Annotated in this window: 13 protein-coding genes; 2 read left to right on the top strand and 11 right to left on the bottom strand. The window is 66.1% G+C overall.

What is annotated here, in order from left to right; genetic code table 11:
• Position 1: 1 nt before the first annotated feature.
• From EV147_RS15315 to EV147_RS15275, 9 genes are all read right to left on the bottom strand, one after another.
• Entirely contained in the window at positions 2-1,303 is a 1,302-nt protein-coding gene (locus EV147_RS15315) for an ABC transporter permease (protein ID WP_157994694.1), read from the bottom strand.
• 45 nt (positions 1,304-1,348) lie between these two features.
• Positions 1,349-3,346 (bottom strand): outer membrane lipoprotein-sorting protein, encoded by a 1,998-nt coding sequence (locus tag EV147_RS15310; protein WP_130392064.1) that lies wholly within the window; start codon positions 3,344-3,346, stop codon positions 1,349-1,351.
• Positions 3,346-4,047, bottom strand: coding sequence for an ABC transporter ATP-binding protein (locus tag EV147_RS15305; RefSeq protein ID WP_130392063.1), 702 nt, complete (start codon positions 4,045-4,047; stop codon positions 3,346-3,348). Before EV147_RS15305 ends, EV147_RS15310 begins: the two co-directional genes overlap by 1 nt.
• A gap of 16 nt (positions 4,048-4,063) precedes the next feature.
• The gene (locus tag EV147_RS15300; RefSeq protein ID WP_130392062.1) at positions 4,064-5,239 is read right to left on the bottom strand and encodes a hypothetical protein; all 1,176 of its coding nucleotides are present in this window, start codon (positions 5,237-5,239) and stop codon (positions 4,064-4,066) included.
• Positions 5,151-7,115 carry a class I adenylate-forming enzyme family protein gene (locus tag EV147_RS15295; RefSeq protein ID WP_130392061.1) on the bottom strand — a complete coding sequence of 655 codons (1,965 nt, stop codon included), beginning with the start codon at positions 7,113-7,115 and terminating at the stop codon, positions 5,151-5,153. The genes EV147_RS15300 and EV147_RS15295 overlap by 89 nt, the downstream gene beginning before the upstream one ends.
• Complete coding sequence (locus tag EV147_RS15290) at positions 7,112-8,500, bottom strand: hypothetical protein (protein ID WP_130392060.1); 1,389 nt, start codon at positions 8,498-8,500, stop codon at positions 7,112-7,114. The genes EV147_RS15295 and EV147_RS15290 overlap by 4 nt, the downstream gene beginning before the upstream one ends.
• Positions 8,501-8,523: 23 nt before the next feature.
• Positions 8,524-9,603, bottom strand: coding sequence for an SDR family oxidoreductase (locus EV147_RS15285; RefSeq protein ID WP_130392059.1), 1,080 nt, complete (start codon positions 9,601-9,603; stop codon positions 8,524-8,526).
• Positions 9,597-10,856: a 3-dehydroquinate synthase II gene (locus tag EV147_RS15280; RefSeq protein ID WP_130392058.1), complete on the bottom strand. Its 1,260-nt coding sequence runs from the start codon at positions 10,854-10,856 to the stop codon at positions 9,597-9,599. The genes EV147_RS15285 and EV147_RS15280 overlap by 7 nt, the downstream gene beginning before the upstream one ends.
• Before the next feature lie 61 nt (positions 10,857-10,917).
• A complete protein-coding gene (locus EV147_RS15275; protein ID WP_130392057.1) occupies positions 10,918-11,322 on the bottom strand; it encodes a transposase in 405 nt (134 codons plus the stop codon).
• 269 nt (positions 11,323-11,591) lie between these two features.
• Here EV147_RS15275 and EV147_RS15270 point away from each other — a divergent pair, with 269 nt between their 5' ends.
• Positions 11,592-12,401 carry a polyphosphate kinase 2 family protein gene (locus EV147_RS15270; protein ID WP_130392056.1) on the top strand — a complete coding sequence of 270 codons (810 nt, stop codon included), beginning with the start codon at positions 11,592-11,594 and terminating at the stop codon, positions 12,399-12,401.
• A gap of 19 nt (positions 12,402-12,420) precedes the next feature.
• Here EV147_RS15270 and EV147_RS15265 read toward each other — a convergent pair whose 3' ends face one another.
• Positions 12,421-13,617 carry a DUF3734 domain-containing protein gene (locus EV147_RS15265; protein WP_407923246.1) on the bottom strand — a complete coding sequence of 399 codons (1,197 nt, stop codon included), beginning with the start codon at positions 13,615-13,617 and terminating at the stop codon, positions 12,421-12,423.
• Positions 13,618-13,809: 192 nt separating this feature from the next.
• Positions 13,810-14,487, bottom strand: a complete 678-nt coding sequence (pyrE, locus tag EV147_RS15260) for an orotate phosphoribosyltransferase (RefSeq protein WP_130392226.1) — start codon at positions 14,485-14,487, stop codon at positions 13,810-13,812.
• Positions 14,488-14,518: 31 nt separating this feature from the next.
• Here pyrE and EV147_RS15255 point away from each other — a divergent pair, with 31 nt between their 5' ends.
• The gene (locus EV147_RS15255; protein WP_130392054.1) at positions 14,519-15,295 is read left to right on the top strand and encodes an exodeoxyribonuclease III; all 777 of its coding nucleotides are present in this window, start codon (positions 14,519-14,521) and stop codon (positions 15,293-15,295) included.
• The last annotated feature ends 56 nt before the right edge of the window (positions 15,296-15,351 follow it).

Below are 15,351 nucleotides of genomic sequence, written 5' to 3'. Positions count from 1 at the left end.
TTCAGATATCGGTGAGCGCGCTCCGGATGGGCGCGGCCAGAATGCGGCGCGTGGGAATCCAGCTTGCCAGGATCGCCAGCAGCACCAGACCGGCAAAGACCACGGCGTAGGTCGTCGGCACCCATGCGATGGTGACCGGGACGGCGTTGCTGGACCCGGGCGGCGTCCACATCCAGCCCGCCTGCCGCACGCCGTACGTCACGGCCAGCGCGCCAAGCGTTCCGCCCACTGCCGCCGCCGCTGCCAGCCAGACGTTCTCCAGCGCCGTCATGGCCGAGACGAAGCCGCGCGAATAGCCCACGCTGCGCAGCGTGGCAAGCTCGCGTTTGCGGCGCATGACGTTCATGTAGCTGGCATTGAGCAGGCTGGTGAAGGAGACGATCGAGGCCACCGCCAGCACGAATCCGAAGAACGAGAGCAGTACGCCGCGCACCTCATGGTAGAAAGTGGCGCGATCCGACCAGCGGAACACGCTGGCATCGATCCCGGAACCCCGGAATGCCTCGACGATGCGGCGCTGCGCGGCCGGCATGTCGGCTCCGGGGTGCAGCAGCACGCGGTACTCGGACACGTCCCCGGTGTCCAGCAGGCGCTGCGCCGTCGCCAGCGGAAGCACCACCAGCCGGTCGTTGACCTCCTTGATGCCCCAGTCCATCACGCCGGTCGTCTTCAGCTGCGTCGCGTTGACATAGCCAGTGTGCTCGGTCACCGTCGACAACTGCACCGGACCCGGCGGGCAAGAGAAGCGCCGCTCGGCGGGCGACTCGCCCACACGCAGCGGTGCGAATCCCTCCTGTGGCACATTGCAGCCGAGCATGCCGGCGAGCCCCTGGCCGAGCACCACGGCATCTGCATTGGCCGTCATCCAGAGCGGCTGCCCCGCCACGACGTCATACTCGTAGGCCGGCCCCTTGATCCGGCGCACGGCGTCGGCGTCATAACCCACACCCTCGAAGATTCCCGTCACGCCCGCGCTCGTGATCATGCCGGTCACCCCCAGCGAGCGCGAATAGGCCGCCACGGCGCCCTCGTCCGCGAGAATGCTCTCGATGGCGCGCTGCGCCGGCGGCTCGATAAGATGCTGCCCCACACCCTCGAATCGTTCAGCCAGTGGCGAAACCGGCCTTTCGATCACCAGATGGCCGCGCGCCCCCCAGCGCATGAAGGCATCCTGCGTCAACTGCAGGTTTGCCGCCACGTAGCCGAACAGGACGTCCAGCGCCAGCACCGATACCAGCATGATGGCGAATGTGCCGGCCGAGCGTCGTCCGTGCCGCCAGACATTGCGGGCGGACAGGGACATCAACAGTTTTTCCCGCATCGTTGCTCTCCTTGGTTCCGGGGCCGCCTACATCGACGTGAGCTGATCGCGCGAAAACGCCGTGGCCGGATGGCTGGCCGCCGTGACATCGCGATAGACCAGGCGGCTGAACCGGTCGGGGAATGCGGCGTTCGCGATCGTCATGCTGGAAACGAACGGATGCCGCTTTCCCGCATGGATGACGGTATTGCCGTACTCGAACGCGGCGGTCTTGAACACATCGCCGGCCGCCGTCATGAAATCGGCCTTGATGCCAAGCAGGGTCGACGTCTCCAGGTAGTAGACGATGCCGGCATACGTCACCGCCTTGTGCGTCGCCTTCAGCACGAGCTTGTGGCAGTCCCGCCCGTCCACGGACACTACCCCGCCGTACTCGGGCACATAGTCGCGCGCGTATTGGGTGGCCGCGATGTCGCCGTTGGCCGCCTCCCCGACCAGCCTCTGCTGCGGGCTCACGCTGATCGGCCGCCGCAGGCCGGGCTTCGTGTACCACATGGCATGAGAGGCAATCAGTATCCTTTCGCCCTGATACCGGCGCGGCGCCGTCGTGCGGATCAACGCATCGCCGTCGCGCACCTGGACCGCGTACTCGGTGTCGGTGTTGCCGGCGGGATCCTCCGAGTGAACGGCCACGTCCCACGAGAGGTTGGCGAATCCGCCGCGCGCCATGTCCGCCTGCTTCAGCCATTGCCGCATGGTTTCCACGTCGGGCATGGCATCCGCGGCGGCGGCGGGGGGCACGGGAAACCAGACGAAGCCGGCCAGCGCCGCGACACCGCCAGCGAGCACGCGTGACAGCGAATGACTGCGCTGCCCTCCGAACCGCACCGAGCGCCGCAGGCGACGCCACGTCGTCAGTGCGCTGGAGAGGACGATCAGTACGCAGGCCCCCACGACCACGGTGAAGGTTTCGACCGCAGTCAGTTGCAGCACCAGCGGAACGCGCTGCGCCACGCGCGGCAGCGAGGTCGTGACACCAGCGGCCGCTATCCCCGCACGCACCGCCCACGCCAGCAGCACGGCGAGGAGCGCGACCGCCAGCGCCGTCACCGCCGTCTCGATCACGAACATCGCGACGATCCTGGCGCGCGGGTAGCCAATGGCCCGCAGCGTCGCCACTTCCTTCATCCGGTCCTCGATGTTCATGGCCACCGTGTGCTGGACGGTGGCCACGGCCACCAAGGCAATCACAACCCCTGCGAATGCAAACAGCATGTTGAAGAACCCCATGAAGCTGTTGTAGAGCTGCCCCACGTGGGGGCTCCGCCACGTCGTCACGTCGAACCGCCCCGGCTTGGCGGCTTCCAGCGCCTGCGTCAGGTGAGCCGCGACCCGATCTGTGTCGGCCCGGTCGTCAACCTGGACGATCATTCGCGAGACGGCTTCGGTGTCGTAGAGCGACTGCATGTCGGCCAACGGCATGCGCAGCCCCTTGCTCTCGATGGCCTCGATGCCAGTGGAATACGAGGTATCGCGCACTTCGGCGTCCATCGCATTGGCACGCTGCGCATACGACGTTGCCGCCAGTTGCACGACGTCGCCCGCCGATGCTCCGATCCGATCCGCCATATGCGGTGTGATGCGGATCGAAGCGAGGTCCTTTGGCGCCGCGACGGCCTCGCCGTCCTCGCCGCGCAACGCGGCCTCGAACTCCGGGTCGATGCCACTGGCCAGGAATACCGTGCTGCGGTTGTCGAGCTGGACCATGCCCACCCCGGTCATGTCAGCCCCGGCGCGGCGCACGCCCGGAACCGTGGCGACCAGTTCCCGGATCCGCGCCTGGTCGGCCGCATCGAGCGCATATCGGGCCGGGAACGCTGCCAGATTGGCCTGGCCGCCGGTCCGGTAGACCTGGACGTGGCCGTTGCCCTGCGCATGGATGACCACTCTGGCCATCGATGCCTCGACGAAACTCATGTACGCGAGGAACAGCAGCACGGCCACCAGTCCGCTGGTGAGGGCCACCATCGTGGCCACGGTGCGCCGACGATCCCGGCGCAGGTTGTTCAGCGCTAGTTTGAGCATCAGGCCAGCTCCGTCTCCGGCATCCGCCTGGCCGTTTCGATGCGGCCATCCCGCAGCCTCACGATATCGCGGACATTGCGCAGCAGCCGGTCGTCGTGGGTCGAGAAGAGGAAAGTCACACCGTGGTCCCGGTTCAGCGACTGCATCAGTTCGATCAGCGCAAAGGCATTGGCGCTGTCGAGGCTTGCGGTGGGTTCATCCGCCAGGATCAGCCTTGGCGCCGTGACCAGCGCCCGGGCAATGGCGACGCGTTGCCGCTGGCCGCCCGACAGGCGCTCCGGCAGGCTCGATGCGAAGGGCGTGAGCCCCACCGCCGCAATCGCCTCGGCCACCCGCTCGCGGCGCTCGCTCGCTGCCATCCCGTGCAAATGCAGCGGCAGGGCAACGTTTTCCTGCACATTGAGCACGGGGATGAGATTGAACGACTGGAAGATCATGCCGATCGTCCGGCTTCGCAGTTGGTCCAGTGCCGCCTCGCCAAGGTCCGTCGTGCGGACTCCGTCAATGCACACGTCGCCCGACGTCGGCAGGTCGAGGCAGCAGATCAGGTTCAGCAGCGTCGACTTGCCGCTTCCGCTCGGTCCCGTCAGCGCCAGGAAATCCCCTGCCCTGACCGTCAGATCGACGCCGTCGAGCGCATTGACCGTGGTGTCCCCAAGGGGGTAGACCTTTGTCACCGCCCTCACTTGTACGATCGCCATTTCCAGATTTCCCCAGTTAGAGATAGATTTCGATAGCCGCATAGATGCCGTGGCTGAGCGACCTGACCAGTGGCGAGTCGGCGGGGCCGAACGTGCGGGTCATTCCCAGGAAGGCCGTGATGTCGTCGCGCGGACTGAACGACAGTTCGAGGAAGGTCAGGTTGCCGCCCGACGCGAGTCCGGTCAGCGTACGGAAGACAACGCCGAACCGGCGGTCGCCGAACAGGTTGGGCAGCAGCGCCTGCAGATTGAGGTAGTGCCCCTCGGGCAGCGGATGAAGCGGAAGATTGCGGGTCTGCCAGGCGCCTCCCGCAGGCTGCGCAGCCAGCAAGGGCTGTTGCATCGCTTGCTGCCCGAGCCGGTAGCCGTTGTAGATGTATTCCGCACCAAGCTCGCCGCCGGACCGCATGCCGTATCGCAGGTTGACCAGCGCGTCGGCCATCCAGCGCCGGTCGTTCTCGCGCAGCACCGGACCGCTCCCCGACGACCGTGCATACCCGTTCGATGCCGAGAATTCGGCGCCAATCGTCCAGGCGTCGTCCAGCAGGTGTTGGATGTAGCCGCCCACATAGGGACGGTAGGCACCGCCGCCCCCGGCCACCACGCCGGCGCTCGTGGGCCGGACGCCCGAGGACTGGTACTCGGCATGCAGCAGTCCGAAGCCGCCCGATCCCGTTACGCCGGGCGCCGCCTGTATGTAGGGGTCCGCGAACAGGCCGGAGACGGTTGCCGATGGCGTCGGCGAGTAGGACGCCATACCCATCCACTTTCCCGCGATCTCGCGTCTCGGCGTTGCCGTGCCATTGTCGGGAAACAACCGGTTTGTCGGCGAGTAAAGCAGGCCAGGCCCCCAGGCCAGGTAGCGCTTGCCGGCCAGCCATGTGAACGCGTCCGCGACGTGCCCCGTCGCGTACGCCTCGGTCCACGAGAACGCCTTCGGCTCGGGGATGCCGGGAAGTTCGCTGTCCGAATTGAAGTAGCGCACTCTCGGCTTCAGCATCACGCGCGCACCGCCGCACCAGTCGGCGACGCACCGGGCGGCCACATCAAGACGCACCTCCGCGTTCCAATATCGGTCATGTCCGGCCGCCGCTCCGTAGTGGTCATCCGCAACCAATCCCTGCAGCGTGGTTTCTGCGCGGATGTCGAAGCCGGGGATTGCCGTCTCTAACGCGTGCGCAGCCGGTTGCACGGCCACCCCTGCCAGGAGGGCCAGAAGCCATCGGCTTCGGCTGAGATATCCCATGTAGGCGGCGGCCCGCGATGCCATCACGCCTCCTCCGTCGCCACGCGATGCGGCGGCACGTGGCTTTCCGGCGGCGCGGAGAAGCGCTCCCGCAGCACGCGTCGAGTGTCTTCCCGGTCGCACCGATCGGGAACGACGACCATGCTTCGATCCATACGTATGCGAGCTTGTCCGTCGGACCAAGCACCGCATTCCATGCCGTCCGAAGCTGCTCGCCAGTCGTGCCGCTGACACCGGGATGCAGCGCGACCACGGCCGCCGGCATCGCCACGCCGTCCGGCCCGGTCACGCCGAACACGCTGACGTCCATCACGTCCGGGTGCTTGAGCAGGAACTCCTCGATCAGCAGCGTGTAGGCGTGACCCGTGGCGCCGCGGATGACGTCGACTTCGCGGTCGAGGTGGACGTACTCGCCGCCCGCGACACGCATGACCATGTCTCCGGTCGCCCACCACCCGTCGTGTGTCGCCTTCATCAGCAGATCGTGGGCGTTCCAGTACCCCCGGAACATCGCGGGACCCTTGATCATCAGCCGGCCGGGCTGCCCTGTCGGCGCCGGGCTGCCGGCCTCGTCGACAACCTTGACGCGTGGACCTCCGGGCGTGGGGCGGCCGACCCGCCGGCCGAATTGCCGCGTCCAGGGTGTGACAATGCGCAACAACGCGGCAATGCCCACCTCCGTCGACCCCAGCCCGTCCAGGAACACGGCGCCATCTTTCGGTATCCCGAGCCGCCGGAAGAAGCTGCCATGCCGCACGAACGCGCGTTGATGTACCTCGTGGCTGGCATCGGCCGTCGTTCCCCATATCCGGATCGATGACAGGTCGCGGGCCTCCGCACCGGCGGCCAGCAGCTTCGTGTAGGTGATGGGGAAGCCGAAGAACGTCGTCACCCGCCGGCTCTCGATGGTGTCGAGCGCGTGCCGGGCGTCCAGCCTGCTTCCGAGGCAGGTCCGCACACCGAGCAGCATGATGGCGTACAGGTAGAGGTGCGAGACCTGGTGGTTCAGCGGCAGCGCAAAGTACACGTAGTCACGCGGCGAAACCAGATTGAACTTGAGCACCGAGCGGAGCGCGTCGATCAGCCCGCCGGCTGCCACCATCACGCCCTTTGGCACGCCGGTCGTGCCAGAGGTGTGGAAAATGAACGCCAGATCGTCCGCGCCGCAGGGCGCCTGCTGGCCCACGGCCACCGCATCGCCGAGCAACGCGGAGAGCGGCGCCATGCGCGGGCCGTCCGGCACAGCGTGTACGTCGCGCTCCGGCGCATCGACGACGATGAGCTCCGGCACGTTGCACAGCTCCAGCCCGGCCGCCTTCAGGCGCTCCAGCCCCTCCCGGTCGGTCACCAGAACCGTGGCGCCGAGCCGGCCGATGTACGGACCTGCAATGGCGGGAGCGAGGTTCGCATTGATCGGCGCCGCCACGGCACCGAGCCAGTTGCTGGCCGCCGAGAACAGGAAGATGTCGAAGGCATTGGCCTTGTAGATCGCCACGCGGTCGTTGGGCGCGACGCCTCGGGCCTTCAATACGCCAGCGAGCAGGCGAACCGTGTCGTAAATGGCGCGCGCCGACCATTCGCACGGCGCATGCGTCTGCCCCACTGCCGGCGCATGCCACCCGAGTGGCGCGTCAAGTTCCACGAGGATGCGGTCCGGCGTCCTGCGCGCCGCGCGACTGAGGATTGCCACGTGGGGTGGCGACACATGTCGCAGGCACGCCAGACGACTCACTATGCCAATCTCGCGCGCAACATGCACGAGATAGAGCAGGAGCGCACACAGCGCGACCGCGCCAGAAAGAATGGTTATTGTCGTCATCATGACTGGCCTCCTGCGCCAGTGGCGCCCCCGCCGGCCGACGTCGGCGCCACATTGCCGGCGATGCCACGGATCAGCGCCAGCAACGCGTCGCGATAGGGCGCCACGAACTCGCGCTCGATGTCAGTGAATGCCGCCCGGCGAAAAACGACATCCCACTGCAGCCGCCCGTTGACGGTCGGCGGATAGAAGATGAAGTCGTAGGGTTCGAGCAGGCAGCCGAAACCGGTGTACTGCCGCGTCGGATGCTGTGGACCGAACCCGGAAAGATCCTCGGCAATCCGGCCCGGGTTCGACAGGCACGCGTTGGTACCCTGCGAGCGGGCAATCACGAAGCGCGAGACGGGATCGAGCCATGGCATGGAAATGGAGGCGGCCAGCGACTCCAGCCGCCCCAGTTCCCGCTGCAGCGACGCAGGGCGCCTCGCAGCGCGCACCGCGGATTGGAGGTGGCCGAGCAGGTCGGCATCACCGAGACCACGCGCCGTCCGCACGGCCACCGGCAGCAGGTAGTTGCGGAACGACTCGCCGTATGCGGGATCGAGGCTGTATCGCAGGCTCACGGCACACGTCAGGCGCGTCGTGGCGCGCTTCCCGCTGCGCTCCATCAGTCGCACCAGCGCGGCCAGGAACAGCGTGTTCATCGTGACGCCCGCACGACGCGCGTTCCGGGCGATCGTGTCAGCGAACTCGGGTTCCAGCGTACTGTGGAAGAAATCGAGTTCCGCGGGCGGGACACCGGGGCGGCGCCGGCGGCGCAGTCCCTGATCCCCGCGCACGAGATCCTGCGCCAGGCTCCGCCCGGCTGACGCCAGCCGGCGCATGCGCGCAACACCGCCGTACCACGACGGCAGGATGTCCTGCAGCGATGCGAATTCGTGGACCGGCATGCCCTGCTTCCGGTCCGAATCAGGCGCGCAGCCCTCGGGCGCGGAGAGCCGGGCATATTCCCGCATGAGGCGCGCCAGCAGCAGGCAGTCGCTACGGGCATCGGCCACCGCATGCGCACTCGTCAGGTAGACGCATGACGAAAGCCCATCCGAAGCCAGGATCAGATAGATCTGGAAGGCGGGGCGGTTCGGCCAGTCCAGCCGGTTGTCCCGGCTCAATGCCATCAGCATCCGGCGGAAGCCCACGTCGCCGAAGTTGCAGCGCCCCTTCCAGCGATGCAAAGACAGGCCGTGCGACGCACTGCCAGATCCGGCAGGATTGCCGCCGCGCACCCCGAGCAACGGGAATGCGCGTGCGGCGGCTTGCACCGCGTCGGCCATCCGGCTCGCGCACAGTTGCCCGTCGACGACCACGATCTGATTCGTGTTCGTGTTCTCGATCCGGGCCAGCTTCGCGAAAGCCGTTGTCAGCGCATCGGTCGGCGCGGCGCGGGGCATCGTTGGCGTGGACGTCATGGTCATCACCCCGCCATCTCCGTTTCCGCGTTGACGTACCAGCGAATCAGCTTCTGGAGCTGGTCTGGACTCAGAGGGGGGTGGCGGGCAGTGCGGCCGAGCACCGCATCCAGCTTTGCGCAGCAGAAGTCCCAGTCCGTCAGTGCGAAGGGATGGTTGGCGGCCACGGCCCGCGCGAACCGGCGATCGACAGGCGTCTGTGGTGCGGCGAAACAGATCTGGAGGGCCAGGACGTCGGCAATGGCCTCCAGCATGGCCCGGCTGGACATCCTGCGCCCGCCTATGCAATGGAATACTTCGAAATCCTGGCGCGCGGATGCTGACAGGGTCAGGTCGACGGCAGCACCCACGACCTGGTCGACGGCCACGAGGTCGATGCAGACGCCCTCCGGCAGATCGTAGGAGAAGCTTCGATGACCTGCCGCACGGACCGCCTCCATCGCCTCCACGAACATATAGAAGCCAAAGCCGTTGCGACGCGTCCAGCCGGTGCGGCTGTGGCCGACCACAATCGAGGGGCGGAACAGCGTGACCGGGAGGCCGCAGGATTCGAGCTGCGTCCGTAGCGACTGCTCCGCGGACCACTTGGTGACCTGGTAGGCGTTCGACAGGCGCTGGCCGGCATGGAGCCGCTCCTCGGTCTTGCCGCCCTGCATGCCCGCCGTGTAGGCGGTGGAAACATAGTGGAATCGACGGCAGCGCGGCGCATGGGCGGCTGCCCAGCGGTAGAGCGCCGTCGTCTCGCAGACGTTGGCTTCGAACGCCTGCGTCAGGCGGAGCCCGGAGTGACTCATGTCGGCGGCACAGTGCCAGACGGCATCGATGTCATCGATGACAAGGCCCTCCAGCGCACGGCCGAGGCCGCCGTCGCCGATATCGATCGTTCGCAGCCGGCCGGCCATTGCGCCGTCGAGCGCGATGTCGCATCCCGCCGCCGCCGCAGCCACGGCCGAGCGAGTTCTTTCTCCGTCGGGATCGCGACGAGACAACGCCACGACAGAAATGCCACGTGACAGGAAAGTCGCCGCCAGGACGCTGCCGACGAACCCGGTCACGCCGGTGATGAGTAGGTTCTTGGTCAGCATTCGATGATGTGTTCGTCGACCTGCACCCCGACATGCCGGCCCGGCCGCGACGTGAATCCGAGGACCCTGTCTCCCGGGCAAAGCTCCGTGATATGGCGCGGCTTCGCCTCCGCCGAGAAGATCCGCACGTGCCAGTCGTCCTGCATCACGATGTTGACGAGTTCGCCGCCATCGAAGCGGACCTCGATCAGTAGCAGCGGCCGGATTTCGGTCTTGATGCGGCCGACGTAGACCTGGCGGCAACGGCCCGCGGCATTCACCGCCGTCACCTGCGAACCCGCCTTCAGTTCACTGATGTAGTTGGTCCGCTCGTTGGCATGGAACACGTAGCTGTGGACTGCCGCCGCATTGATCCGGAACGGGCGAAGCTCCATGTAGGGCAGGTGAAAGACTTCCGGACAGCACAGGACGCCGCCGGTTGACGTAGACCCCACCAGCAGCCCCTCGTCCGGCTCGAACATGTGGGTCGTGTCGATGCAGGCGCGGTACCCGAGCCCCAGGTGTCGCGTACCGACCACGGTCCCGGCCTGGATCTGCAGCGTGGGAGTTCCGACCGACAGCAGCCGCATCCGGAACGCCTCGAACTGCGCGGGATCGTCAAACGCGGCGATCACGCCATCGCTGCCGAGTTCGAGCACGCCAAGGGCGATGATCGCGTCATCGACGTCTGTGCCGACCTCCTTGATCAGTTGGACGTCGGTGCCGTGCAGCTCGGCAATGACGAGTTCGAGCGGGATGTTCGTTGGATCCTTGAACGACACCATGACGACGTCGTGGTCCACGCCCTCCTCGTACGATTCGCCCAGCGTCGCGGCATCGTCCACGTGCTTGCGCATGCAGGTGCGCCATCCCGCCTCCCTGGCGAGCGCCAGGACCGCGCCATCCGCGCTGGCGATACACGGGGCGCCACCGCCCGCAGCGACGAATTCCGTACAGAGGGCCTGGGCACTGTCCCAGTCCGACTGCGCCTCCACATCGAGGATGCGCAGGACATCGGCGTCGAAGGTCCGGAGGAATTCATGCCAGTTGTCCGGGTGCAGGAGGACGCCGTTGAAGCCGGACGCGGCGAACGCCGCGATCAGCGCTGCGCGGCGGTCCGCCTCGTGCCGGCTCAGCGCGCGGGTGTCGTACCAAAGCGCCACGGCGCTGTTACTCGGTTCGCTGGCAGCATCATGGAGGGCGGAGACCGAATTTCGACGCTTTCGACCGATCTCCGGTATGGACGCAAGAGGTTTCACCTGAACATCTATCATCTCAACCACTCCTTTTTTTAAATGAACTGAATGTGCTGGCTATTTCCAAAAAAGAATTAAATTAATTACTATCGATTAATGCCGTTAATGGCTCCGGATACGATTCACGGAGTTTCCGATAACCTTTCCGGCATTCGATGCGTTCCCAGTCCAGGTTGCGAAGCGGGTCGAGATCCAGGACACCGGCGCGACGCATTTCGCGGAAGACGCCGGCACACGCCCACTCCCTGAACCGGCGATGCACCGTGCTTCCTGAACCGGGGCGGCCGTAATGATCCAGCGCCTTCCAGTGGGAGCGGGACCGCAGGACAAGGAGGATGGCGTCCATGATGATGCGGTCGTCGATGCGCGGGCGATGCCTGGCCGCGCTGGTGCGCGTGCTCTGGCTTGCAGGCAGGAACGACTTGACTCGGGTCCACAGCGCGTCGTCCATCCGCCAGTCGTCATCGCAAACCAGGTATCGCATGCAATCGCTCGCTCTAGTGCCGGCGTGGTTCACCGAATTGTCAGAGGCTAGCACCGCTGCATACGTTATGTATCCCAAAACCAAGATCTTTGAGTGCAATCAAAGTCCGGCATTAATGGGATATGTCGGGGTTTTTTTCAGTTTTTTCTTATTTTTTATCGGTGGCTTTCAGAGCGGCTTGTGCGGCCGGCGCGAGGACCACGCATTGACGGCGTGCGCGGCATGGCAGACCATGGCACCTGGACGCGACGCCACAGGAGAGTGCCCCCATGAATCTGGACGATTTTCGTATCACCGCCGGCAAGTCCTTCAAGCTGGCGGACTTTTCCGCAAAGAGCAAGCCGCTTTCCGGCGGCGCCAAGGCCATCGATCAGGCGCGGGTGGCCGAAATCTCCGAGTGGCTCGATGCCCAGCAGGACATCTTCTACGCCGAACATTCACGCAAGCTGCTGGTGATCCTGCAAGGCATGGACACCAGCGGCAAGGACGGGACCGTGCGAGGGGTGTTCCGCAGCTTCGATCCGCTGGGCCTGCGCGTGGTCAGCTTCAAATCTCCCACCCCCGAGGAACTGGCGCGCGACTACCTGTGGCGCGTGCATGCCCAGGTGCCGCGCAAGGGCGAGATCGTCGTCTTCAACCGCAGCCACTATGAGGACGTGCTGATCACGCGCGTGCACGGCTGGATCGACGATGCCGAATGCGCGCGGCGCTACCGGCAGATCCGCGCCTTCGAGCAGATGCTCGCCGAGACTGGCACCACCATCGTGAAGTGCTTCCTGCATATCTCGAAGGACGAGCAGAAGGAGCGCCTGGAGCAACGTATCGGCGATCCGCAGAAGCATTGGAAGTTCGACGCGCAAGACCTGGCCGAACGCAAGTTCTGGCACGAGTACCAGCAAGCCTACGAGGACGCGATTGCCGCCACGGCCACGCCGGAGTGCCCGTGGTACATCGTGCCGGCCGACTCCAAGACGCACCGCAATGTGATGGTGGCGGAGATCCTGCGCGCGGTGTTCGCCCGGCTCAAGCCCGAGTACCCGCCGCCCAAGCCCGAACTGGCGAAGCTCGTCGTGGAATGAGTGGACGCTGGCGCGGCGGCTAGCTGCCGCCGTTGCCGCGATGCACGTCGTGCGTGACGAACGGCCGCTCGGCGGTTGGCATGGCCAGCCAGTGCGGATGCTTGAGCGTGTTCCGGATGTCGTCGAGTCCGCTCGACCAGTGCTCGTGCATCGTCAGAACGCCAAATTGATAGTCCTTGGCGCTGCCTTCGAATGACTTGTCGCGATAGATCAGCTGGATCACGTTGCGGCGCGCGTCGCAGGCGTGCTCGGCGGCGCGCTGGAACCAGGGGTCGTCGCGCCTGGACGGCGGTACCAGGGCCATGACCTCGCTGAGCATGCGCCGGTAGTTCTGCTGTTCGCGCATGGAGTCGGTGATCGTGCGGGTGCGGCTCGAATACTGGATGTCTTTCTGGCGCTCGGCCACATCCAGCAGGTTGTGCGGCAGCTTGCCACGCGCGCTCCAGAGGTCTACCTGGAAGATCAGCGCGTCGCGGCGCGGCTGGGCCACCAGCACCTCCTGCAGCGGCGTGTTGGAAACCAGCCCGCCATCCCAGTAATACTCGCCATCGATCTCCACGGCCGGAAAACCCGGCGGCAGCGCGCCCGATGCCATGAAATGCTCCGCGCGCAGCGTCATGCGCGTGTTGTCGAAGTAGGCGAAGTTGCCGGTCTTGACGTTGACCGCGCCCACCGAGACGCGCATCTCCTTCGAGCGGTTCACGCGGTCGAAATCGACAAAGCGCTCCAGCGTGGCCTTGAGCGGCCCGGTGTCGTAATAGCTGGCGCTGCCCGGATCGTCGAAGCGCGACCAGAGATCGGCGATGTTGCGCGGCGAGAAGAAGCCGCGCTGCCCCTCCACCAGCGCGCGCGCCGCGTTCAGGCCGTCGAACCAGACGCGCATCGGCTCCGGCCACATCGGTGCAGCCTGGGTCAACAGGTCGAGCGGCAGGCCCGGCAGCCACGGCTGGGCGCAGATGTGCTCCCAGAACGCCCGCAGTTGCGCCACGCGGGTCTCGGGCGGATTACCGGCAATCACCGCCGCGTTGAGCGCGCCGATCGAGATGCCGGCCACCCAGTTCGGATGGATTCCGCCCTCGGCCAGCCCCTGGTAGACGCCTGCCTGGTACGAGCCGAGCGCCCCGCCACCCTGCAGCACCAGCGCGCGGATCGCATAGGCCTCATGGGCCGGCCCCTCATGCGGCGGGGCGTCGCCGGCGCAGTTCGTGGCGGGCAATGGATCGCGCTGCGCCGCCGGCCGCCTGGCCCTGGCCGGCGTGGCGGCGTCCGGCGCCGAATCCTGCGGCGGGGCAACCTGTTTCCCAACCTGCTGCTTGACCGCTGCCACGTCCTGCCGCTGTTTCTTTGCCACGCCGGTGCTCCCTGGAAATGAAAACGGCCCCAAGCGGGGCCGTCGTAATGTGTGCTGTCAGACGCCGTACTTCTGACGATAGGCAGCTACCGCATCGCGGGAGTTCCCCAGCGCGGGATCCTGCGACGCATCCAGGTAGGCCAGCAGGTCCTTGAGCGTGGCAATGGCAATCACCGGTACGCCAAATTCGCGCTGCACATCCTGCACGGCCGAATGGGTGCCGATGTTGTCGGCGGTGCCGCTCTTCTCCATGCGGTCCAGCGCAATCAGCACGGCTGCCGGTTCGGCGCCGGCCGCGCGGATCATCTGCACCGATTCGCGCACCGAGGTGCCGGCCGAGATCACATCGTCGACGATCACCACCTTGCCCTGCAGTTTCGCGCCCACCAGCGTGCCGCCCTCGCCGTGGTCCTTGGCTTCCTTGCGGTTGTAGGCAAACCCCACGTCACGGCCGGTGCCGGCCAGCGCCACCGCGGTGGCCGACGCCAGCGTGATGCCCTTGTAGGCCGGCCCGAACAGCACGTCGAACGCCACGCCCGAGCCCAGCAGGGTCTTCGCGTAGAATTGCGCCACCTGGCCCAGCATCGCGCCCTGGTTGAACAGCCCGGCGTTGAAGAAGTACGGCGACTTGCGCCCGGCCTTGGTCACGAACTCGCCGAAGGACAGCACACCGGCCTCCAGTGCAAAGCGGATAAAGGACTGGCTGAGGTCGTCCGGCGTGGTCTGCTGCGTCATCATTTCCCTCTGAATTCAAAAATTTCCCGAGATGTTACGGATTATCAGCGCCAACCTCAACGGCATCCGCTCGGCCTCCAAGAAGGGCTTCTTCGAGTGGATGGGCAAGCAGGACGCGGACATGGTCTGCGTGCAGGAACTCAAGGCCCAGGAAGCCGACATGACCGAGGCGTTCCTGGCGCCGCATGGCTACCACGGCTTCTTCCACTACGCCGAGAAGAAGGGTTATAGCGGCGTGGGGCTCTACACCCGCCACAAGCCCGAGCGCGTGGTCACCGGCTTTGGCTGCGCCGAATTCGATGCCGAGGGCCGCTATGTCGAGGTGCAGTATCCGCACCTTGCGGTGATCTCGGTCTACGTGCCGTCCGGTTCCAGCGGCGAGGAACGCCAACTGGCGAAATTCCGATTCATGGAAGCCTTCCTGCCCCACTTGCTGGCGCTCAAGGCCACCGGGCGCGAGATTGTGTTGTGCGGCGACGTCAACATCGCCCACAAGGAAATCGACATCAAGAACTGGAAGGGCAACCTGAAGAACTCGGGCTTCCTGCCCGAAGAGCGCGCCTGGATTGGCGCCCTGTTCGACAGCCACGGCTACGTGGACGTCTTCCGCCAACTCGACCCGCGCCCCGACCAGTACACCTGGTGGAGCAACCGCGGCCAGGCCTACGCCAAGAACGTCGGGTGGCGCATCGATTACCACCTGGCCACCGCGAAGATGGCCGCCACGGCAGCCGGCTGCGCCATCTACAAGGACGAGAAGTTCAGCGACCACGCGCCGCTGTCGATCGACTACGACTTCCCGTTGTGATCGAGGAGTCTCTTGATCGGTGGGGCACCCAATTTGGCGTAAACCCGGCGACCCGC

The sequence above is a fragment of the Cupriavidus agavae genome, assembly GCF_004217045.1.
Taxonomy (GTDB): Bacteria; Pseudomonadota; Gammaproteobacteria; order Burkholderiales; family Burkholderiaceae; genus Cupriavidus; species Cupriavidus agavae.
The sequence above is the reverse complement of the archived record's forward strand: the minus strand, read 5'-3'. Positions and strand labels throughout refer to the sequence as shown.